The following is a 23,061-nucleotide window of genomic DNA, read 5'->3' as shown; positions in this document are numbered from 1 at the left end:
ACTACAAGGTTAAAGAAATGCATAAATTGGAATTTAAGAAAAGAGGGAAACAAATGGGACGTTTAGGAATCGGTCTTCAATTGTATACACTTCGTGATGATATGGCTAAAGACTTGGAAGGCACACTTCGCCATGTTGCGAAGTTAGGGTATGAAGGCGTTGAGTTTGCGGGTTATTTTGACAAGCCTGCTGCTGAAATGAAAGAATTGCTGGATGAGCTTGGCCTGAAAGCTATTGGCAGCCATGTAAGTCTGGAGAGATTCCGCAATGATCTGCAAGGCGAAATCGACTACCTGCACACGATTGGCGCGAAATATGCGATCTGCCCTTATGTGGGTGCTGAAGAACGTGAGAATGCAGAACAATGGAGAAAGCTAATTGCTGAGTGTGAGCAAATTGCGATTGAAGTTGGCAAACAAGGTTTGCAGTTCTTATACCATAACCATGATTTCGAATTTCATCATAAGGTAGACGGCGAGTTCGTCTTTGATGCGATGTACGCGGGGAAAGATGCGATTCAAGTGGAAATGGACGTGTGCTGGGTTAAATATGCAGGACAAGATCCATTAGCTTATATTGCCAAGTATGCTGGACGTCTGCCGCTGCTTCATTTCAAAGATTTCTCCAAGGATGCTGAAGGCAAGCTGGTTACGTTGGAGCTGGGCTTAGGCGAAGTTCCACTGGAGCAAGTGATTAAAGCTGCTGAGCAAGCAGGCGTGGAATGGCTTGTAGTTGAGCAGGATCACTGCCAGAAGCCGCCACTTGTGAGCATTGAAAACAGTTTGAACTGGGTTAAAGAGCATTACATCAACGTTGTTCCTAACTAATTCATAACTTATCTTTTAGAGGAGTGTACAATTAAAATGAGTAAAATTAAAGTGGCCGTCGTTGGTTGCGGCTCGATTTCCAAACATAGACATATCCCGGAATACGCATTGAATCCTAATGTTGAGCTTGTTGCTTTCGTTGATCCGATTATCGAAAGAGCTGAGCATTACGCTCAACTTCACGGCGGAAAAGCTTACAGCAGCTACGCTGAAATGCTGAAAGAAGAAAAAGTCGATGCTGTTAGCGTATGTACGCCTAACTATTTGCACGCAGAAGTTTCTATTGCCGCAGCGAATGCTGGCGCGCACGTACTTGTAGAGAAGCCAATGGCTGCTACAGCTGAAGAAGCGGAAGCTATGATTGAAGCTGCTAAGAAAAACGGCGTGTTCTTGATGGTTGGTCACAACCAACGTCTAATGGCGCCGCACGTGAAAGCGAAAGAAATTTTGGAATCCGGCAAGCTGGGCAAAGTGCTGACATTCCGCACCTCTTTCGGACATCCGGGACCGGAAGGCTGGAGCGTTGACGGCCGCGAGAGCTGGTTCTTCCGCAAAGAAGAAGCCATCATGGGTGCAATGGGCGACCTTGGCGTGCACAAATCCGATTTGATCCGTTATTTGTTGAATGATGAAGTTGCACAAGTGGCAGCTTTCGTGGGCACTATTCACAAAGAGGGAACGGATGTAGATGATAACTCCACTTGTTTGCTGCGCATGAAGAGCGGCGCTACTGGCTCTCTAGTTGCAAGCTGGACATACTACAAAGGCCAAGACAACTCCACGGTTCTCTGGTGCGAGAACGGCGTTATCAAAATCGATACAGATCCTAACGATCAAGTTATCGTTGAACTTCGTAACGGCACGGTTGAACGTTACAAAGTTGGCCAAGTAGCGACGAATGAGAAGCAAACGGTCAGCGGCGTAATCGATGAGTTCGTATCTTGCATCGTGAGTGGTACAAAACCGCGCATTTCTGGCGAAGAAGGCAAACGTTCCTTGGAAGTTATCTTGGCTGCATTCGAATCCGAAGCAACAGGCAAAGTCATTACGCTCTAATTGCATTTTATATGAAAAAAGAGAGTGTCCCACAAGCCATGAATTTGGCTGTTGGACACTCTCTTTTATTTAATTTATCTTCCGCCCATCTCAATCGGGAGCGTGTTCGATTTCCCCACTACCGTTTCCTTCGAGTCTTTCACCTGCACTTGGATGTCCCAAATGCCGGCTTTTAGCAAATTGCCTTCCACCCTGGCCGTAACCATGTGCTCATCTTGCCATGTCGTCGGAATGGCTTTACCGTTCAGCGTTACAATGCTGAGAGGGGGCAAGTTATTGCCGCGTATCAGGAGTGTAACACTGGAGCGCCCGGAGATATCTTGGTCTTGTGTATCTGCTTCGACTTTATCAAGGAGAATGGGACCAAAACCGAGCATATATTTCGAATTAATAATAGGCACCTTGTAATCCTTGTAGGCATGTCGGTCGCCAAACATAATGTCATACTGCAAGGTTTCATAGTCTTTTAAATCTTGTTCGTTGATGTGCATCGCCTCAAAATAATCTTTGGGCGGGATGATAGGGATCTTTTTCGAAAGTTGGCTCAAATAATTAGTATAATAGCTGCCTTGCTGTTTAGATAATTCAATAAGATAAGGACCTAGGAATGATGGACTGATATTAAGCTTATCCTTGCGCTCCGTGTCGAAATTGTTCCAAACGACAAGGGGAACGCTGTACATTTTTTTCAAGAAATCCGGATCATCTTTACCACTAATATACTTGGTATCAATATAGGTGGCGTAATCATCGCCTAAGGCCGGCAAATGGTCGCCCCAGAATGCGATAATGGTAGGCTCGCCTTTTTTCTCATAATACTCGACAAGCTCTTTCAGCATTCTATCTGATGCATTGATGCCTTGGGCAAGCGTTTCGAGCATACCTTGAGAAGAAGGAGACATGTCCCCTGTGACATCAAACGTATTTTTAGGGAATTTGCCCGGGAAGAAATGGAAATGATTTTCCATCGTGTTCGCGAAAACAAAGTCGGGACCCTCACTGAGATCCGTCGTATGAATAATATTCGCAGCAACCTCGCTATCAGCGATATAAGGGCCGGAATAATTAGGTTTAAAATACTCAATCGGAATATATTTAGAGAAACCGAAGTCTTTATACACTCTATTACTATTAAAAAACCAATTATAGAAAGGATTAATAGCTGTCGAAGTGTAACCTTGTCTCGCATAAATACTGGCTAAGGAATCCACTTCATTCGTAATAAATTGGTTATACGCAATCGATCCTTGCGGCAAGAAGCGCATCGAGTTCCCCGTCAAAACCTCAAACTCCACATTGGCAGTCCCACCGCCGTACTGCGGCGAAAGCATGGTACCGCTCGTACCTGTCTGCTGTAATTGGTGAAAAAATGGGATCGGATCCTGGCTGAATTGTACGCCTTTGATCACGGTAGGATCCCAGAATGCTTCGCTCAATACGACAATCACATTCGGCTTAACATTCGGATCGCCGGCTTTAATCGGCGGTTTAGGTGAGTTGCTGACGATGGCTTCGACCGCTTTATCGTCGTAACCTTCTCTTTTATCGCTGAACATCGACTTGGTATTCAGGAACGTGGCTAGCGCATAACCGTTGGTTTGCGTATTTTCAACCTGATTCCATACCGAAGCTTTAATGCCGCACCATTTCTGAACAGGTAGTGGCAAATCGGTATAAACCGCTGCCAACATGGCTAGCGCAATAACAGCGACAATTCCCCGTTCTTTTATATGAATTTTCTTCATAAATAACTGTGTGCGGTATAACAAGAGATAGCTGGCTGCAAGGAACAACACGATCATAAACAGCACATTGAAGGTGAAAATATTTTTAATATATTGCACCATATCGGATGCTTCGCCTGCTAATACAATATCCCAAGGCGTCAAAGGGACACCTAGTATTTTGAGTTTTATCCCGCTAATGAGTCCCATCACCAGCAGGATGCCTGAAAGAATCCAATAGGCTACTCTAGTACGGCCAATAATGGCGATGAAAAGCAGGAGCAGACTAAATACAATCCATTCATTATAAAGCAACTCAATTATATGTTTATAGCTCCAGGTGAACATCTCTATATATTGACCGCGGCTTAAAATTTCCATGATGACCACAGGAATTAAAGCTATAAGAATAAAGGGCAGCCGCTGCCGGGACAGCTGCAGTAAACGTTCTAGATGTAATTTCATATTTTCTCCTATGGATTGTAGATAAATTGTAAAGGACATCTGACATTATACCATGGGAATCGGCAATATTCGATGGTAGTTTATCTAATTATTTTAAGGCATTTTGACGTGAAAAATTGGCTGCTTTAGGCAGGGAAATGATGGTTCCGACGAGAAGATAGTAAGTAGAAAAATGTAAGTGACGAAAGGGGATGAACGATGGCTAAAGAACAGATTCAATTGCAGAAGAGAGCTGCCATTAGAGCGCAGCATCGCAGGATGACCAAAACCAGCTTACTGCGGAGGGGTGTCTTTCTATTTATCGGTGCAGCCTTAATGGCTGTCGGACTCGAAATATTTTTGGTTCCTAACAAAATTATTGATGGTGGTATCACCGGTATTTCCATCATTTTGTCTTATTTAACCCACATTCAGGTAGGGATTTTCCTTACGCTATTAAATCTTCCATTCCTGTTTATCGGCTATAAAATGATCGGAAAAACGTTCGCGTTATCGACATTATTCGCTATTCTGGTGATGTCCGCAGGCACGGCCTTGCTTCATCCGGTTCATGAACTGACGAATGACCCTTTATTGGCTGCCGTATTTGGAGGGATTATCCTGGGGATTGGCGTCGGGATGGTTATCCGATTCGGAGGATCGCTTGACGGAACAGAAATTATTGCGATTCTGATCTCGAAAAAGATTCCTTTTTCCGTCGGCGAGGTTGTGATGTTTTTCAACGTATTTATTCTAGGCAGTGCAGGTTTTGTATACAGCTGGGATCGCGCGATGTACTCATTAATTGCTTATTTTATCGCTTATAAAATGATTGATGTGACGATTGAGGGTTTCGACGAGTCCAAATCCGTTTGGATCATCAGTGATCAGTTTAGACAGATCGGAGAAGCCATTTTGGACCGTCTGGGGCGTGGTGTTACGTATTTGGAAGGGGAAGGCGGTTTCTCCGGAGACAATAAAAAGGTTATCTTCTGTGTCATCACGCGACTGGAGGAGGCGAAGCTGAAATCCATTGTTGATGAACTCGATCCATCGGCATTCCTCGCAGTCGGCAATATCCACGATGTCAAAGGCGGAAGATTTAAAAAGAAGGATATTCACTAGTCCTTTTCGCTATCACTTGTCTGTGTCGAGTTTCCTCGCTCGAACAGTCCTAATTCTCTCATTTTCTGAGCGGCATCCTTGCTGCTTGGACTTCCTAATTTCTTCAATATATGGCCCACATGAATTTTCACTGTCCGCAGCGAAATGAAAAAACGGCTCGCAATTTCCGTTTGTGTATGGCCTTGATCAATCATTTCCAGTACTTGAAGTTCTGTCGGTGTGATCAAATCGCGGGCTTCCTTGACCTTGAATTGATGTTCAAGCCGCTTGAGCCTGCGAAACTCTTCCCGCATTTGCTCGGCTACAGCGGCGTTAATGGACGCTTTCCGGGCATGCGCACCGCGGATGATATCCGGTAGTTCCTCAAATCTGGATTTGATTTGGTAATCGATGGCGCCGGCTTGGAAGGATCGGAAAATGAAGTCCTTTTCCTCCATAGAAGTTAACATGATGACTTTGGCACCCCACGCCAAAAGGGCCTGCTCGGCAAGGCCGATCCCTGCAGGTTCATTCTGCAGCATAATGTCCATAAGTACAACGTCAGCATCCGGTTCAGACGCCGTAAAGAGCTCTCTCGCTTCTTCTGCGGTAGAGAGGGTACGAATGACTTGCAGATCAGGCTGCCGGTCTAAATACGCTTTGAGGCCGCGCAGCCAATCCAGGTCATCCTCAACGATTAATATACGAATTGGTTCCATCTTGAACCCCCTTAAGTTAGTATTCGGCTGTATGGAAATGTAAGAAACACACTCGTGCCTTTCCCCGGTGAACTGCTAAGCTCCAAAGACCCCCCATGTTTTTTCATGACGCTATAGCAATAGGCGAGCCCAAGGCCGAAGTTATTGCGGCTGCCGCTTTTCGTCGTATAAAAAGGTTCCAGAACTTGTTTCAAAACATCTTTGTCCATCCCCATGCCGTTATCTTTGATTTCCAGGACGATATTTTTTTTCACGTGCAACGTGCGAATCATAAGCTCGCCATCATGCGGCATGGCTTCAATTGCATTCATCAGCACATTCGTTAGCGTTTCCGCCATTTGAATGCGGTCAATTTGGAGCGTTAAATTTTCTGCGATGTTCAACTGAACGCCGATGTTCGCAAGAAAAGGCTGGAGAGGGAGAAGCGCCTCATTGATCAATTCACCGATAGGAACAGAAGTGACCCGCAGGGGGAGCTCCTGTGTTTGTTCGTGGACCCGGGAAATCATATCGCGGATATGCCCGGAAGCGCCCATGACGACCTCAATGTCCTGCAAAAGCTCCGTTTGCTGGGTTTCTTCGGCATGCTGCTTCATTTTTTCCAGAAACAAGCGCATTTTCCCGACATCATTTTTAATGGCATGATTTAAGATTGCGGTCCCTGAGGTGATCGCACGCAGTGTCGAGTCCAGTTTACGACGTTCGATTAAAAGCCTCATCCCGAGGAAGCCGTATTTAAAAAATGTGTAAACGAAAAAAGGGACGACAAAAGCAAGAATCCATACGTGGTACACCCACATCCGGTAATAACCGAAACTTGGCATCACATAGTTCAGCACACCAACACAGAGGATTGGCGGCAGGAGTGCAAGACATGTAAACAAATGCGTTCGTTTTAAAGCGGGTAGGCGCTCTGTTTTCATCACAATGAGTACGGAACCAATGAAAAAATAAGGCACTGCCCATAACGCGACGATGGGGAATGTAATCGGCATTTCCTCTGTATATCCTGGTGTGAACAGAATGCACGCAATTGCAGGCAGAAATAAAACAAATGGCAGCCATTTGCGCAAAACGGGTTTCTGCCATGTCGTATTATAGCTGAGCGAGAGCATAGCGAACGAATAGGGCAAGCCATAATAAGAAATTAGCGAGCAAATGCCCATGAAGTGATAAAGCATGGTGCTAATTGAAGGGTTAGGCACTGTTTGTTGGATGTAAGGGATGAAGGTTTCCGATAAGACGGCTGCAAGAGCTCCAAAACCACCCGTAAAAGCGATGGCGCTCATCCAGCGCATGGTGCTCGACCGGGGATCGACCATCACAAGGCCAAGCGCGATAATCCATAATGCAAATAGAACGAACAGCATGAGTCCTCCGTAGGCAAATCCAATATTTCCTCTATTGTGGCACGGAGCCAACAATTGCACAAGAGTTCCTTTGCCGGGTAACTGGCAGGATTTAGGCCCTTTTTCGCGAATAAGTGGGAGAAAGGAGTGAAGCCTCATCGATGTAAAGAAGCGAATGTCCTTATCCATTCTGACCATTTTGGGCAAAGTACTCTTGACCCTTGTTTTCATTGTTGTCATTACGGTTATCTTATCGATTGCGGCAGCGGTTATTGCGATTTTGAAGCAGCCGGAGCTGGAGAGGAGCATGGCGGCTGTTGCTGGCGATTCCTTTTTCGTTAAGGCAGCTTTGTGGGCGCAAATTATCGGATTCATAAGCGGCGTATTTCTCTCGTATGGGATTTTTGAACGGCGCAAAGGATGGACGCTAGGCTTACAGAGTCGGCATCTTGCAAGGCGATTGGGTGAAGGCTTCGTTGCGGGGGCGCTCCTTATCACAGTCTCCTGCTTAGGCATCTGGCTGCTCGGCGGCATTAACGTCCGGTCCAATTCATGGACCGAATCGATGTTGGCCGAATTAGTAGGGGGTTTCTTGTTGTTCATTGGCGTCGCTGTCAATGAAGAATTATTTGCCCGCGGTTATCTGCAGGGACTGGTGAAAGAAAGGTTTGGTAGGACGGCTGCCATACTCATATCAACGCTTGTGTTCGCATTCCTGCACTCTTTCAATCCTGGGATGTGGAACACGCCTATGCCGCTATTGAACTTGATTTTGGCAGGTTTGTTGTTCGGGTTGTCCCGCGAGCTTTCAAAAGGTTTGTGGATGCCGATCGGCATGCACTTGTCGTGGAACTTTATTCAAGGCTGCATTTTTGGATTTCAAGTATCTGGCACACCGATGCCTTCAATATTCAAAGTCCAAGATCAAGGCAGAGCGCTTCTTTCCGGTGGCAGCTTTGGCGCGGAAGGCAGCTTGGTCACCACGATCATACTCGTAGTGGGGATACTGTTGGTCATGAGTTATTATGGACAACCAGCCAGAACACAGACCTACAAAAAAAGTTTATCTTAACCATAAACAAAGGAGGATTTAATAATGTCACGTTATGAACTTATCCATAGTGAATGGGACGGGGAGTCGACGCTTCGCCTCGTCGACCACGAAGCCCAAGCCACGGCCGAAATCATTCCGGCCGTCGGACTGCACCTGTTCCGCTTCGACGTGCGGAACCAGGCCTACATCGCGAAGCCAGGCAGCGTCGCTGAGCTTCGCGTCAAGTCTTCGCGCTACGGCGTGCCCATTCTGTTCCCGCCGGGGCGCGTCAAGCAAGCGGCCTTCACCTTCGAAGGCCGCGAATATCGGCTCCCCGCTAACCGGGAGCCGGATCACTCCCACGGCGAGCTGCGCGAGCGGCCGTGGAAGGTCGTTGCCAGCGGCGCGGATGCGGCTGGCGGGGCTTATGTCTCCGCGGAGTTCAATATCGCGGAGCATCCGGACGTGCTGGCGTATTTTCCACACGCCGCATGCTTTCGTTTTACGTACCGGCTGAAGGACGGTACGCTGTCCCTCAGCGGTGAAATCGCCAATGAGAGCGGCAGCACGATGCCGCTCTCACTTGGCTTTCACCCATACTTCGCTTACGCGGACGGCGAAGCCAGCCGCGTGAAGGTGTTGATCCCCGCGGCGGCAGAGTGGCCGCTCAGCGATGATGGCTACGCCGCAGGCGAGCCTGCGCCTTCGCCGCTCACCGCGGCGCTTCAGCAGGGCGAGCTCGTGACGGCGCTGCCGAGCTATCCAGGCGGCTCGCAGATGCTCAGCATCGAGGCGGGCCCTCAGACCTGCGAGATTCAGTATGAAGCTCGTGGAACCAAGCTTGTGTTCAACATGGGCGACAAGTTTCCCATTCATGTTCTGTTCACGGCGCCATGGACGAATGCCGTATCTCTGGAACCATACACGAGCATCATGAACGTGTTCAACGAGTCTTTTGCACCCGAAATATCCGGTGCACGGGGCTTAGCGGCAGGAGAAAACTTCACTTTCGAGTGGTCCATTCAGATCCAAACATTAGAATAAAGCAGAGAGAGTCAAGAGGAGCCGTCCAGCTTCTGAACTTGGCTCTTTTTTTTCACCAAGGTTCATAGCCAAAACCTACCGTAGAATACCCGGAATAAGTATGCTGATGCAACTCTGAAATCAGTCCTGTTTTTTGAGCGGAGCTTTTAAGTGCACCCCCTCTTGATGTGTTATATGCATTAAGTTCTACGACTCCCTCTAAAAAATGGATATGCGTGCCGTTTTGAAGTGGAATGGCAGGGCCGGTCGTGCCAAAATAATTATGGTAATGCCCATATCGAATGCCGGTAATCCCTTGGTATTGGTGAACATGGCCATCATAAGCAGTGCCATTCACATTAAAGGTATATAGGCGTAATAAATGATTATGGCCGAGGGTCATGGATGACATAGTCTTAAAAAAATGAACGTGAGCAGGCGGAACATAACTGGACAAACGCAAAACCCCCTTGAAGCAGGATATGGTTCATCCTATTCCAAGAGGGCTATCGTCATGACTGCGGGAGCGGGTATAGAGGTGATTGGCCAATTTTCATCTTTTTATCGTCATAAACCCGCACTTCGACCTGATGAGGCTTGTCGTTATCGAGGACCGGATTCTCTTTATCCGTCAGGTCAACATACAAGGTATCTTCACCGTCAAAATTAGACTTAAACAACTTACCATCGATATACACATTACAGGAAGAATAAAAAGGTTTGCCCACAACCTGAAGTTTATTATCACTGCGATTTACCTTGGTAATAACTGGATCTCCATACCCTAACACATATCCTGGCTGAACGATTGTGTCTTTGAAACCTTTGGACTCATACCCGTAACAACCGCCAAATAAATTGTCATACTGAAGCTTCATATAGTCACTAAGGTCGCTTGCTTTAATATTATATTTTTCCCACATGTCATTTGGCGGTATGACCGGAATCTTCTGCGATAGATCATACAAATAATCAGTGTAGTAACTGCCTTTAACACCAGCCATGTGAAGGAGCTTGGGACCAAGGAACGAAGGACTCATCTTGAGATTCAATTGTTCTTGGTCTGCAGGAAGGAAATTGTTCCATATCAAAAATGGCGTATAGTGCGTTTTTGTATATAGATCAGGATCGCCCGGAAGAACATACTTCGCATCGCGGTACACTTTGTAATCATCTTCAAAAAAAGGAAAGTGGTCGCCGAAAAACAGCAGAATCGTAGGCTCAGATTTTTTGGAGTAATAATCCACCAAAGACTGAAGCGCTTTGTCAGTTCCCGAAATACCTTGAGCATACGTTTCCAAAATACCTTTGGATTCCGAACTAATATCCCCCGTCACTTCAATCGTGTTTTTGTTGAACTTCCCTGGCTTGTAAGGATGATGATTTTCCATCGTGTTTGCAAAAATAAAATCAGGTCCTGGGCTTTTTTCAGTTTCCTCAATAATCTTCTTCACGACAGCCCGATCCGCATAATTCGGCCCCTCAAAATCATTTGGGAAATACTCACTGGAAATAAACCGCGAAAATCCAAAATCCATATATACCTTTCGACTGTCAAAAAAATAGCTAAAGAAAGGGTTGATAGAAGTAGCGGTGTACCCTTGTCTAGTCATGATACTGGCCAAAGAATCAACGCCATGATTCATATATTGGATATAAGGCAATATTTTATCCGGAGATTTGCCGAAAAACTGCATAGAATTACCGGATAGTACTTCGAATTCTACGTTTGCCGTACTGCCGCCGAATTGGGGAGACAGCATCCAGCCGCTCGTATACGTTTTTTGAAGTTGGTGGAGGTTAGGGATCGGATCACGGCTAAATGTTACGTTTTTCATAAGTGTTGGATCCCAGAATGATTCTCCAAGCATGACGATGATATTTGGTTTTTTATCACCTGCAGCCGGTTTCTCTGAAATTTTGGCTAAAATATCCGCTATCGCTTTTTTACTATATCCCTCCGGCTTGGCTACATTCAGAAAACCTAACATCTGCACGGATGAATAAAGGTATCCATTCTCATCATAGGTTATTGTTTGATCCCAGGGGACCGTGTATATCCCGTAAAGATTCATGAATGGAATTGGTTTATCCATATAGAGGCTCGTCGCCATTACGATGGCAACAACGGCATAAATACCGCGTTCTATCCACGTAAACTGGATACGCTGACGTCGCAGAACCAAATGAAATAACAAGGCGAGCAATCCGAGAAAGAGCGCGACAAACCCGAGAATTCTCAGATTGAGATACCCTTTCAAAAAGGGCATGTACGCGACAATTTGATTGTTAAAATAAAGATCCCACGGGTAATAAGGGGCTCCTATTGCCTTTAATTTACTACCGCTAATAGCACCAAGCGGTAAAAGCACAGCGCAAAGCAGCCAGAAGGATAAGCGGCTTTTGCCGGTAACAGCAATAAGGAAGAGATACAAAGTTCCCACTACGAAGTAGGCAAGAACCATGGAGAGAGGGTGGTTCATCACCCATTTGTGGAGCTCTTCATATGAGCCGCGATCCAAATATTCGATCATCATCATCAGGAAAAAAGGCAAAATCACAATCATAATACGGGAGGGCAGCTGCTTGAGCCATTGAAGTAAAGTCGTCATTAAAGTAACTCCTGTTCGATTAGTGCAAGTCCATTCGTTCATTATCTTATATCTTGATCAAAGAGGGAAGATATCCCTTGACAGATTAAACTATAACAATTAACATTACAGTTAATTGTAATCTAAAAACTTACAGATAACTGAAGGAAAGTGGAGGTGAAAACCATGCGACACGTTGCTTCTGCAACTGAGGTGGCACAAGAGAAGGTTATAGATGCCAAAAAGGCTGTGCCATGGATTATTTTTCTTATCTTTTTTGCTGTACTAAACGAAACAGTTTTCAACGTTTCAACACCCGAAATCGCTAAGCAGTACGGAATTATGCCGACAGGAGTTAGCTGGGTGCTCACTACGTTTATCATCTTTTTCGGGATTGGGTCCGTCATATATGGGCGGTTATCGGATATTTTTTCTTTGAAAAAGCTGATTGTTGCCGGAATTCTCATCTATAGCATTGGATCTGCGCTTGGCTTTGTGCTTCAGGCCTGGTATCCGGCGGTCATCTTTGCGCGTGCCGTGCAAGGAGCAGGGGCCTCAGCTATTCCAGCGCTTGTTATGGTCGTTGTTGCACGCTACTTTTCACCTTCAGATCGAGGAAAAGTTTTCGGGCTTTTAACTTCTACTGTTTCCTTTGCCATCGCCGTAGGGCCTGTAGTGGGCGGTTTTGTTTCCTCATCACTCCACTGGACGTACTTGTTCATTATTCCTTTGTTTACTCTGATTTCAATCCCGTTTTTTAATCAGATTTTACCAGAGGAAAAACGCAAAGAAGGCAGTGTCGACATCTTAGGGGCGGCGCTCGTTGCATTTTCCGTCGCTGGCATTATCGTCTACTTATCTTTCCCTCATTGGTACTATTTGGCCGCGAGCTTAGCGCTATTCATTTGGTTTATTTCTCATATTCTTAAAGCCAAAGATCCTTTTATTGAACCGTCGCTATTCCGGAATAAACTGCTGCGGGGCGGTTTAATCGTTGGATTCCTCGTATTTTGCACCGTCATGGGGATCATGTTTGTCATTCCGCTCATGTTAGCCAAAGTGAATGAGCTAGGCACGAGCACAATTGGGCTTATTCTGTTCCCAGGGGCCATGTGTGCCGTTATTTTTGGTACAATTGGCGGAAATTTGGCGGACAAAAAGGGCAATAACTTTGTCGTGTTTATTGGTCTTGGGCTTTTGGTGATCAGCCTTGTGGCCATTGCTTTCTTGGTTGGCCATTCTCCATGGTTCATTTCTGCGGCGCTTCTTCCTACTTACGTCGGCTTCTCCTTCGTGCAAACGGCTCTGGCGAACCGTGTCTCCTTGACGTTGAGCGTGAGTGAAACCGGAGTAGGCATGGGACTTTTCAATCTGATCAGCTTTATTTCTGGGGCTGTAGGAACGGCACTTGTCGCCAAATTGTTGGATGGCGGCATGATGGAGTTTTACAAGAATCCTGTTCTGAATTCAATAACAGCAATTCCTTACAGTAATCTGCTGATCATTTTTGCGGCAGTGATCATCGTTAGTGGATTGTTCTACTTGCGAATATTCACTAAAAAGGCAGCAGGAGTAACATCAGAAGCAGCAGCCTAAATTGCAAATAAAAAAACCGACAGCTTCTCTTGGAGAAAAGCGAGTCGGTTTTTTGCTGCACAATTTTATGAATCGTTTTTATAATTTTATTTTATAATTCGCTTTTATTACTCGTTCTCATTACTGTTTTCGTCAGGTTGCTCAGCGCTAATCTGTTGTATGGCCTGGAGGAGCGTCGCGGATGGTTGCGCGCCAGTAAGCGCATATTTTCGGTTAATCACAAAAAAGGGAACGCCAGTGACACCGGCTTGCCTAGCAAACTCAAAATCATCTTCAACTTGTTCCAGTCCTTCTTTCGCGTCCAAAAGCGATCTTGTTTTCTCACGGTCCATACCGAGTTGTTCTGCTGTGGCCAGAAGCTCATCCAAATGGCCAATGTCTTTGCCATCTTCAAAATAAGCTTTAAATAATGCGTCTACGACTGGTTTTTTTAACTCTTTTGGTGCAATTGCAATCAGTTGGTGAGCTTTTAGCGTATTCGGCATTTTCTCAACTTTGGAGAAGTCAAAATGCAAACCGGAGGCTTTGCCTGCTTGAGTGACCTGCTCCAGCATACCGTTTAATCGATCTTCGTCTGCTTGCATCTTTTTGTGCATGACCTCGCGGAACGGAGAGCCTTCTGTTGGGGTATACGGATCTAGTTGAAAGGCGCGATAGTGAACTTCAACCGGCTCCGCTGTAAAATTGGCTAGAGCATCTTCCAAATTCTTTTTGCCGATACGGCACCAAGGACAAACAATATCTTCAAAAATTTCTATCATCATAAAGAACTCAAACTCCTTCAATAAAAAAATAGTTACTATATTTTCATTATATACGATTAGCTTCTTTAATTCATCTGTCGGAACCTTTCCGGTGTCAGTCCGACGTGCTTGCGAAAGCTGGCTACAAAGTGGCTCGTATCACGGAACCCAACGTATTTAGCCACTTCCTTGACTGTTTTGGCAGGTTGGTGAATGAGGATTTCTTTGGATTTGCGAAGCCTCATCCGAATTAGATAGGAGTAAGGTGAGAGCCCGAAAGCGTGTTGAAACAACGTGTTCATATGCCGAGGTGTTATGGCTAACACTTCAGCCATTTCTTCAAGACTTGTATCAGGGTTATGATAATGAATTTCAAGCCACATCAGTAAAGGTTGTAAAAGAGCAATTTGATTGCGAATCGAGGTGCGGTTATTGACCTGACCATGTTTCTTAAGTTGGATGAAAAAATGATATAAATCGGCTGAGGCGTCATACCCGGAGTACTCGGAGCTTGCATCCATTTGTTTGATTATTTGACCAATTACCGTATTCATCGGCCCCCCCAAATCCCACCTGTAAACGGCAGAATCCAACAGATCTAAAGTGCCAAGGATGGCTTCAATACAAGCTCCGCCAAAGGTGACATACTGCGTGCACCATAATTCCGTAACGGCATAATAAGAATGCGGAACTCCCGGTAGCATGAAAACACCCGTTCCTTCCGGCAGTGAATATTTTTTGCCATCCAGGACGAACTCTCCTTCACCGGCATAGGTTTGGAGCCAATGATAATTGGGGAAGCCCTCCGGTCTAACCAATTTTTCCTGATCCTCATGATGTCCAATACTCTCAATAAAGATTGGAAACGGTTGCGCAGTTGAAGGTGTTAATTCATATCTTTTGTGCATGAGTAAGTCCACCTGTTCCATTTTATTATATGAGTATGTAAAAAATATTATATTTTAAGATGAAAAATAATCCAATACAATGGATTTATTCTTATATTTATTTATCCAATTTGATGAGGTGGCAGTTATGATCAATGAGAAACTCCCTAAGATTTGGTACGGCGGAGACTACAATCCCGAGCAATGGGATAAAGAAATCATGGATGAAGATCTACGCATGTTTAAGCTTGCGGGAATTGATGTAGCGACAGTTAATGTTTTTTCGTGGGCGAGATTGCAAAAGAATGAGGATACATACGACTTTGAATGGTTAGATGAAATCATAGAAAAGCTTTATGAGAACGGGACTTATGTTTGCTTAGCCACAAGCACGGGTGCTCATCCTGCTTGGATGGCGCGTAACTATCCGGACGTTCTCCGTGTTGATTTTGAAGGAAGGAAGCGTAAATTTGGCGGGAGACACAACTCTTGCCCAAACAGCCCAACTTATCGTAAATACTCTACGCTCCTCGCTGAGAAGCTGGCAGAGCGTTATCAAAATCACCCTGCCATCTTAATCTGGCACATTTCAAATGAATACGGCGGGTACTGCTACTGTGAGCAATGCGCAGACGGTTTCCGCAGTTGGCTTAAAGAACGCTATACGACAATTGAAACATTAAATAAAGTTTGGAATACAAGCTTTTGGGGTCACACCTTTTATGAATGGGAAGAAATCGTTTCGCCAAATGCTTTGTCAGAAGAATGGGGAGTGGATAACACCAATTTCCAAGGCATTTCACTGGATTATCGCAGATACATGTCTGATAGCATGCTAGAGTGTTATAAGCTTGAATACAACGCTATCAAAAAACATACGCCTGATCTTCCAATCACCACAAATTTAATGGGGTTATACAAAGAACTGGATTATTTTAAATGGGCCAATTATTTGGATGTGATTTCTTGGGACAACTATCCATCTCTGGACACGCCGATCAGCTTGACGGCTATGACGCATGACCTTATGCGGGGGTTAAAACAAGGACAACCTTTCATGCTGATGGAACAAACGCCAAGCCAGCAAAATTGGCAGCCCTACAACTCGCTCAAACGTCCAGGAGTAATGAAACTTTGGAGCTACCAAGCCGTGGCCCGCGGTGCGGATACCGTCATGTTCTTTCAACTTCGCAGATCGGTTGGAGCATGTGAAAAATATCATGGAGCCGTCATCGAGCATGCCGGTCACGAGAATACGCGAGTATTTCGTGAATGTGCGGAGCTGGGGGCTGAACTGCAAATACTTTCAGATAAACTGCTGGATACCAGAGTCGAAGCTAAAGTAGCTATCGTATTTGATTGGGAAAACCGTTGGGCAGTCGAACTTTCCAGCGGGCCAACCGTTGCGCTGAAGTATGTGAACGAAGTCCATAAGTACTACGACGCGCTTTTCCAGCAAAACATCCAAGTTGATATGATTGGGGTTGAAACCGATCTATCTGGCTATGACATCGTCATTGCACCAGTTCTCTACATGGTTAAAAAGGGCTATGCAAAACGTGTCGAAGACTTTGTACATGCAGGTGGGACATTCCTCTCCACATTCTTCAGCGGTATTGTCAATGAGAACGATATCGTCACCTTAGGCGGTTACCCTGGTGAGTTACGCAAAGTACTCGGGATTTGGGCTGAAGAAATCGATGCGTTGTTCCCAGACCAGTCCAACCAAATCGTCATGAGAGAGCAGTGGGGAGAACTGAAAGGTGAATATCCATGCGGCATACTTTGTGACCTAATCCATTCAGAAGGCGCGGAGATCAAAGCCGTTTATGGCAGTGACTTCTATGCAGGAATGCCTGCACTAACCGTAAACACATACGGTTCTGGCCAAGCCTGGTATGTAGCTACCAGCCCGGAACCTTCATTCTTACAAGGACTCATTCGCAATTTGTGCCAGAACAAAGGAATTATTCCGCCTGTAGCACCTGTTGCAGGCGTGGAGATATCCGTTAGAACTCGAGATGAAGACACCTATTTGTTCCTTTTGAACCATAATGATCATGAGGAAACAGTGGATCTAGGAGATCTCAAAGCAATAAATATGATAACCAATCACCAAATAGAAAACACCATTGCGCTCCCGGCAAAAGCAGTTATCATTCTAAAAAAACATTAGCCATTAGCGAAAAACCTCTGTCGCTTTAAGGATAGAGGTTTTTTTGCATTTTTGGTATAATTTCACGTATAGTAGGTTCAAAGGGGAGGTGCAGAGTGACCGAACAACAGCAGCTGTTTATTTGCTCAGATTCAATTGGAGAAACCGCCGATGCCGTTGCCAGAGCTACCGTTCGTCAATTCAATTCCGAACAGATGAGAATTAAACGTTACGGTCATATCAGCCAACAAAGTGAAATCGTTCAAATGCTGCAGGAAGCAGCTGCAGCGGGGGGGTTCGTGGCCTATACATTCGTGCAGCCCGAGCTTCGCGAAACCATGAAAAATGAAGCGCAACGCCTCGGTGTGCGAACCGTTGATATAATGGGACCGATGTTGGAAGCATTTTCAGAAACGTATGGACACCTACCTAAGCGCAAACCGGGTTTACTACACGAGATGGACGCCGATTACTTCCGCAGAGTAGATGCCATCGAATTTGCCGTCAAATACGACGACGGCAAAGATAACCGCGGCATGCTTCAGGCCGAAGTTGTCCTTATCGGAGTTTCACGCACTTCCAAGACACCGCTAAGTATTTACCTAGCACACAAAGGAATTAAATCTGCAAATCTTCCTATCATCCCAGAAATAAAGCTACCACCGGAGCTATTCAAAATCCCAAGCAAACGCATCATCGGCCTCACCATGGACGCAGGCCAAATCCTGCAAATTCGTCTCGAACGCCTCAAAGCCGTCGGCCTCCCGGATGGATCCCAATACGCCACCTACCGCCGCATCCAAGAAGAACTCGACTATGCCGAGTCTATTATGAAGCAGCTAGGCTGCCCGGTCATCAACGTCACCAACAAAGCAATCGAAGAAACAGCTGGAATTATCCTGGATCTTGTTTCATTCAGATAAATGAAATCCTTCGCCATAAACGATGCCCAATGAACCCAACATGTTCATTGGCATCTTTTTTACATTCAGCCCAACGACCGATTCTCACTGTCCCCCAGCCTCCTCGAATACTCAACCTACAGAAAACAACAACATCCACAACAACCAGCTCCCCAGCGCTTCGCACCAACGTATCGATCTGCATCTTACCTCTAAGCACCCAAGGATACCCGACCTATAGAAAGCACCGATATCCACAACGACACTCGCCCTAGTGCAAACTTACACCAAGTTACCGCCCCGCACCTACCCAAGCCCCCGTACCACCAACAGCCACAGCATACCTAACCTACAGAAAGCACCAACATCTACAAGAACTCGCCCCAGCGCAACCGCATGAACGTGCCTATCCGCATCTTATCTCAGCCCAAAACATATCCGATTACAAATAGCACCAATAACCACATCACTCGCCTCGGAGCACACTCACAGTTGCCCTCAGCCCAAGACTACCGCGCCAACCTAGTGTCTAACACTGAACCCACATTTACTTCTGTAACCTAAGCAAGCTCCGACGACGATTCCATATAACTTGATTTAGCAAAATCTGTCGTATCTACAAAAAGGAACTGTCGGTTTGAATTAGCCTTTTATTAGTTATGAATCTGAGCACCAGTTAAACAGTATTTTAATACTTTTGCATATATCACAGAAATTGTATTTCACCGACTTATCCTCCTCCAAACTAAGGGGGCAAAATAAAAAAAACTTCCAATTCGAACATATGTTTGGTATAATGGAAATAAGAACAAAAGTTCTATTTGCGGGGTGAGAAGATGGAACAGCAATTTATGGATCTGAGCTCATACACATTTCGTTCGGAAGAAGAATGTGAGGAGTTTTTATTGAAAATGCGTTGGACAAATGGGTTTTGCTGTCCGCGTTGCGATCATAATGAGGCTTTCAAGATTCGAACTCGTAAATTGCTAGAATGCAAAGAGTGTAGAATGCAGGTTTCTTTAACTGCGGGGACACTCATGCATAAATCGAAGCTTCCATTATTACTATGGTTCCAAGCCATTCAATTTTTGTTTAATGAAGGGGTAGAGTGTACCGCTAGCGGTCTATCTCATGTTCTTGAGATTAATTATAGAAGTGCGCAATTATTGCTGAAAAAAATCCAGTTTGCATTCGAGTATACTCAGAATAGAACTAATTTACTTAATAAACTTGAAACTTCTAACCGCGAATCACAAAAATCTGATAATCTTTCAACCACGGATGAACCACACCAATGCGCCCCGACTCCGCCAATTCCACTAATTCATAATAGATCTTCAACTCGAGATCTGCATGCGTATCTTCAATCCAAATTAAACAGACTAAACAAGAAATTAACAATTTATAATAATCACTACAGTAATACACAACTAGGTAGATATATCAAAGATCAATTTAATGATAAGTGTGATCATGAACGTTTTTTGATTAAGTGGATCAAAATGGCAATATCCAATTATTTTTATCCTACATTTTTTAAGTGTTTTCACATTCCCGAATAAGTATAATTCTTCGATTTGACCCCATACTGTTTTTGAGGCATGATGGTAGAGTACAATGTTCAATTAACTTTGGGTGAGGGAGAGAAGAATCTTATGAAAAGGACGCTGCAAGCTCCTATTCATTTCTATCGGAAGTTCATTTCGCCGTTAAAGCCGCCGACCTGTCGATTCTATCCCACATGTTCGCAGTATGCATTAGAAGCTATTGAAGTGCATGGTCCTTTAAAAGGTTCATGGCTTTCTATGAAACGGATTTGTAAATGCCATCCATTTCATCCTGGCGGGATTGATCATGTGCCTCCGCGGATGGAAAAATTAATTCAAAACGATCAGTCGGCTTGACAGGTGGCTCTTTTTTTCGATATATTTGCCTTAAGATGTTATATATGGATTCGATGAACGGATAAGTACAGACGGAAGCCTATGAACAGAGAGCCGGGGAAGGTGAAAGCCGGCATAGGAGTAAGTTTGGAAGATGGTCCTGGAGAATAAGCCTTCGAGCGGCTCAGACTGCGTATGAGAAGTATCCATGCGCAAGATTGGGAGTAAGCTGGCTTCGTGTCCCAGCGTTAATGGGCAAGTCGTTATAGACTTACTGAGCCCCGAGCTTGTGAAAGGCGGGGGAAACTGGGTGGTACCGCGTGAGTTCAGCTCTCGTCCCAAGATGGATGAGGGTTTTTTGTGTTTTCTACATTTAGCTAGGAGGAATTCTGGATGACAACGAAATCAAATACGTTTTACATCACGACGCCCATCTATTATCCAAGTGATAAGCTGCACATCGGTCATGCCTACTCAACGGTGGCAGGCGACGCTATGGCTCGCTACAAAAGGCTTCGCGGCTTTGATGTAAGGTATCTAACGGGGACAGACGAACATGGGCAAAAAATTGAACGTAAAGCACAAGAAAAGGGAACAACGCCACAGGAGTTTGTAGATGGTATTGTTGCTGGAATTAAGGACCTGTGGAGCAAGCTTGACATTTCGTATGACGATTTCATTCGTACGACAGAAACTCGCCATAAGGATGCGGTTAGCAAGATTTTTCAAAGATTGCTTGATCAAGGGGATATTTACTTAGGGGAATATGAAGGTTGGTACTGTATTCCGGATGAGTCATTTTTCCCAGAGAGCAAGCTCGTGGATGGAAAATGTCCTGATTGTGGGCGTCCAGTTGAGAAAATGAAGGAGCAAACCTATTTCTTCCGGATGAGCAAATATGCTGACCGTTTGGTGCAGTATTATGAAGAAAATCCGGAGTTTATTCAGCCGGAGTCCCGCAAAAATGAGATGCTTAATAACTTCATTAAGCCTGGACTTGAGGATTTAGCTGTTTCTCGAACGACGTTTGATTGGGGGATCAAAGTCCCTGGGGATCCTAAACATGTGATTTACGTGTGGATTGATGCTCTTTCGAACTATATTACTGCACTTGGATATGGTTCGGATGATACGAGTAATTTTGATAAGTATTGGCCTGCTGATGTTCACTTAATGAGTAAGGAGATTGTTCGTTTCCATACGATCTATTGGCCGATTATGTTGATGGCGCTAGACCTGCCGCTGCCGAAGAAAGTATTCGCTCATGGCTGGCTGTTAATGAAAGATGGCAAAATGTCAAAGTCCAAAGGGAATGTTGTTGATCCTGTGACATTGATTGATCGTTATGGCTTGGACGCGCTTCGTTATTACTTGATGCGCGAAGTGCCTTTCGGGGCTGACGGAACGTTCACGCCGGAAAGCTTTGTAGAGCGGGTCAATCATGACCTCGCCAATGATTTGGGGAATCTGCTTAACCGTACGATCGTCATGATCGATAAGTATTTTGCGGGCACGATTCCCGCGTATGTGCAAGGGGCTACCGAATTCGACGACAGTCTCTTGGAGACTGTTCAAACGACGGTAGCGAAGTATGAAGAAGCAATGGAAAAAATGGAGTTTTCCATTGCGCTTTCCGCTGTGTGGCAGCTGATTAGCCGCACGAACAAATACATCGACGAGACTCAGCCGTGGTCGATGGTTAAGGATGAAGCCAAGCGCGAAACACTTGGCTCCGTCATGTATGTGCTGGCTGAATCCCAGCGCATTTCGTCCGTACTGCTGCGTCCGTTCATGACGAAGACGCCGCAATTGATTTGGCAGCAGCTAGGCTTAGCAGCCGAGGATCTGCCTCGCTTGACCGCATGGGAAAGCGTGCAATCATTCGGGCATCTCCCGACGGGTACAACCGTTCAAAAGGGAGAGCCAATGTTCCCGAGATTGGACGCTCCGGCTGAGGTCGCGTACATCGTTGAAGCTATGGGCGGAGGAGCGGCCAACGCCGCCGATGAAGTGAAAGAAGCAGCACCTGCGGCTGCTGCTTCAACAGTACCCGCGCCAGAGCCTAAGGAGGAAATCGGGATTGACGATTTCGCCAAGGTGGAGCTGCGCGTAGCTCAAGTAATATCGGCGGGGCCTGTGAAAGGCGCCGATAAGCTTCTAAAACTGCAGCTCGATCTTGGATATGAGCAGCGTCAGGTTGTTTCGGGCATTGCGAAGTTTTACACGCCCGAGGAACTGGCTGGACGCAAAGTTATTTGCGTCACCAACCTCAAGCCGGCCAAGCTGCGCGGCGAGCTGTCGCAAGGTATGATTCTCGCCGCTTCGCACGGGGACCAGTTGACACTGGCCACCGTTCCTGATTCTATGCCTAACGGCGCGATTGTAAAATAATCAAGACGGCACCCTTTCCCTATTTTTTCATAGGTTGAGGGTGCTTTTTTTTCGTATGGGGGTTCATATAAGTGGGGTACTCTAAGGGAAACTAACCACGGAGTGATATAGATGAGAGCGAGAAATTTCTTAAAGTTGATCTGTATTTCGGTGATGGTTCTTGTTTTAACGTCTTGTTCTATTTTTGGCGGAGGTTCGGATAAAAAGAAAGAGGAAGAGAAAGCAAAAAATGAATCTAAGTCCAAGGCATCGAGCACAAAAAAAGAGGATGATAGTGTCATTAATCAAGAGTTAAAAAAACAATATGAGATGTACAATGAGATTATTCAATATAAGGTAAAGCAAGAGAATAAGCTAATTAAGCAGTCGGAAGAGCGATATAAGAAATTGAAAGAGGAAAGCAACAAAAAAACGGAATCCAAATCTGGAGACGGAGCCGATAAGGAAGATAAGAGTTCCTCCAAAGAAGATTCTGACAGTTCAAAGCAAAAGGATGACCAAGGGAAGCAGTAATTGAATTAAGTCCATGCTGTGACATTTCACGGCAGGGCTTTTTATTTTGCCTATAAGATGTATTGACTTCAAGTAGGGGGACTCGTATAATCAATTCGTTAATAAAAATTATTACGATTTA

At 45.3% G+C, this 23,061-nt stretch carries 19 protein-coding genes; 12 read left to right on the top strand and 7 right to left on the bottom strand.

What is annotated here, in order from left to right:
• Window positions 1-53 precede the first annotated feature (53 nt).
• Together AC3WTJ_RS09515 and AC3WTJ_RS09510 are read left to right on the top strand one after the other, a co-directional pair.
• Window positions 54-827, top strand: coding sequence for a sugar phosphate isomerase/epimerase family protein (locus AC3WTJ_RS09515; RefSeq protein WP_157319875.1), 774 nt, complete (start codon window positions 54-56; stop codon window positions 825-827).
• A 36-nt stretch (window positions 828-863) separates the two neighbouring features.
• Window positions 864-1,883, top strand: coding sequence for a Gfo/Idh/MocA family protein (locus AC3WTJ_RS09510; RefSeq protein ID WP_157319877.1), 1,020 nt, complete (start codon window positions 864-866; stop codon window positions 1,881-1,883).
• A 74-nt stretch (window positions 1,884-1,957) separates the two neighbouring features.
• On the opposite strand, the gene AC3WTJ_RS09505 is transcribed toward AC3WTJ_RS09510, so the two are convergent.
• Window positions 1,958-4,072 (bottom strand): LTA synthase family protein, encoded by a 2,115-nt coding sequence (locus tag AC3WTJ_RS09505; RefSeq protein WP_492521556.1) that lies wholly within the window; start codon window positions 4,070-4,072, stop codon window positions 1,958-1,960.
• Window positions 4,073-4,330: 258 nt separating this feature from the next.
• Here AC3WTJ_RS09505 and AC3WTJ_RS09500 point away from each other — a divergent pair, with 258 nt between their 5' ends.
• Window positions 4,331-5,176, top strand: a complete 846-nt coding sequence (locus AC3WTJ_RS09500) for a YitT family protein (protein WP_492521669.1) — start codon at window positions 4,331-4,333, stop codon at window positions 5,174-5,176.
• Here AC3WTJ_RS09500 and AC3WTJ_RS09495 read toward each other — a convergent pair.
• Together AC3WTJ_RS09495 and AC3WTJ_RS09490 are read right to left on the bottom strand one after the other, a co-directional pair.
• Complete coding sequence (locus AC3WTJ_RS09495) at window positions 5,173-5,874, bottom strand: LuxR C-terminal-related transcriptional regulator (protein WP_492521555.1); 702 nt, start codon at window positions 5,872-5,874, stop codon at window positions 5,173-5,175. The genes AC3WTJ_RS09500 and AC3WTJ_RS09495 overlap by 4 nt on opposite strands.
• Before the next feature lie 11 nt (window positions 5,875-5,885).
• Window positions 5,886-7,244, bottom strand: a complete 1,359-nt coding sequence (locus tag AC3WTJ_RS09490) for a sensor histidine kinase (protein ID WP_492521554.1) — start codon at window positions 7,242-7,244, stop codon at window positions 5,886-5,888.
• A gap of 154 nt (window positions 7,245-7,398) precedes the next feature.
• Between AC3WTJ_RS09490 and AC3WTJ_RS09485 the strand changes: the two genes are divergently transcribed.
• Both AC3WTJ_RS09485 and AC3WTJ_RS09480 read left to right on the top strand, forming a co-directional pair.
• Window positions 7,399-8,295: a CPBP family intramembrane glutamic endopeptidase gene (locus AC3WTJ_RS09485; protein WP_492521553.1), complete on the top strand. Its 897-nt coding sequence runs from the start codon at window positions 7,399-7,401 to the stop codon at window positions 8,293-8,295.
• 24 nt (window positions 8,296-8,319) lie between these two features.
• Window positions 8,320-9,300, top strand: a complete 981-nt coding sequence (locus AC3WTJ_RS09480; RefSeq protein WP_492521552.1) for an aldose 1-epimerase — start codon at window positions 8,320-8,322, stop codon at window positions 9,298-9,300.
• 52 nt (window positions 9,301-9,352) lie between these two features.
• Here the strand turns inward: AC3WTJ_RS09480 and AC3WTJ_RS09475 are convergent, their stop codons facing one another.
• Together AC3WTJ_RS09475 and AC3WTJ_RS09470 are read right to left on the bottom strand one after the other, a co-directional pair.
• Entirely contained in the window at window positions 9,353-9,736 is a 384-nt protein-coding gene (locus tag AC3WTJ_RS09475; RefSeq protein WP_492521551.1) for a YmaF family protein, read from the bottom strand.
• A 55-nt stretch (window positions 9,737-9,791) separates the two neighbouring features.
• Window positions 9,792-11,891: an LTA synthase family protein gene (locus AC3WTJ_RS09470; RefSeq protein WP_492521550.1), complete on the bottom strand. Its 2,100-nt coding sequence runs from the start codon at window positions 11,889-11,891 to the stop codon at window positions 9,792-9,794.
• A 165-nt stretch (window positions 11,892-12,056) separates the two neighbouring features.
• Between AC3WTJ_RS09470 and AC3WTJ_RS09465 the strand changes: the two genes are divergently transcribed.
• On the top strand, window positions 12,057-13,466 hold the full coding sequence (locus AC3WTJ_RS09465) for an MFS transporter (protein WP_492521549.1): 1,410 nt from the start codon (window positions 12,057-12,059) through the stop codon (window positions 13,464-13,466).
• Between the two features lie 107 nt (window positions 13,467-13,573).
• Here AC3WTJ_RS09465 and AC3WTJ_RS09460 read toward each other — a convergent pair whose 3' ends face one another.
• Both AC3WTJ_RS09460 and AC3WTJ_RS09455 read right to left on the bottom strand, forming a co-directional pair.
• Entirely contained in the window at window positions 13,574-14,230 is a 657-nt protein-coding gene (locus tag AC3WTJ_RS09460) for a DsbA family oxidoreductase (protein WP_492521548.1), read from the bottom strand.
• Between the two features lie 65 nt (window positions 14,231-14,295).
• On the bottom strand, window positions 14,296-15,117 hold the full coding sequence (locus AC3WTJ_RS09455) for an AraC family transcriptional regulator (RefSeq protein WP_492521547.1): 822 nt from the start codon (window positions 15,115-15,117) through the stop codon (window positions 14,296-14,298).
• Between the two features lie 127 nt (window positions 15,118-15,244).
• On the opposite strand from AC3WTJ_RS09455, the gene AC3WTJ_RS09450 reads away from it, so the two are divergent.
• The 6 genes from AC3WTJ_RS09450 to AC3WTJ_RS09425 all read left to right on the top strand — a co-directional run bounded on the left by AC3WTJ_RS09450 (window position 15,245) and on the right by AC3WTJ_RS09425 (window position 22,940).
• Window positions 15,245-17,272 (top strand): beta-galactosidase, encoded by a 2,028-nt coding sequence (locus AC3WTJ_RS09450; RefSeq protein WP_492521546.1) that lies wholly within the window; start codon window positions 15,245-15,247, stop codon window positions 17,270-17,272.
• 95 nt (window positions 17,273-17,367) lie between these two features.
• A complete protein-coding gene (locus AC3WTJ_RS09445) occupies window positions 17,368-18,174 on the top strand; it encodes a pyruvate, water dikinase regulatory protein (protein ID WP_492521545.1) in 807 nt (268 codons plus the stop codon).
• 815 nt (window positions 18,175-18,989) lie between these two features.
• Window positions 18,990-19,715, top strand: coding sequence for a transposase (locus tag AC3WTJ_RS09440; RefSeq protein WP_492521544.1), 726 nt, complete (start codon window positions 18,990-18,992; stop codon window positions 19,713-19,715).
• A gap of 93 nt (window positions 19,716-19,808) precedes the next feature.
• A complete protein-coding gene (gene yidD, locus AC3WTJ_RS09435; RefSeq protein WP_492521543.1) occupies window positions 19,809-20,057 on the top strand; it encodes a membrane protein insertion efficiency factor YidD in 249 nt (82 codons plus the stop codon).
• 372 nt (window positions 20,058-20,429) lie between these two features.
• Window positions 20,430-22,427: a methionine--tRNA ligase gene (gene metG, locus AC3WTJ_RS09430; protein WP_492521542.1), complete on the top strand. Its 1,998-nt coding sequence runs from the start codon at window positions 20,430-20,432 to the stop codon at window positions 22,425-22,427.
• Between the two features lie 111 nt (window positions 22,428-22,538).
• Entirely contained in the window at window positions 22,539-22,940 is a 402-nt protein-coding gene (locus AC3WTJ_RS09425; protein WP_492521541.1) for a hypothetical protein, read from the top strand.
• Window positions 22,941-23,061 lie beyond the last annotated feature (121 nt).

The sequence above is a fragment of the Paenibacillus sp. FW101-FHT12H11 genome (assembly GCF_058790355.1).
This window is presented reverse-complemented; position numbering and strand designations above follow the sequence as displayed.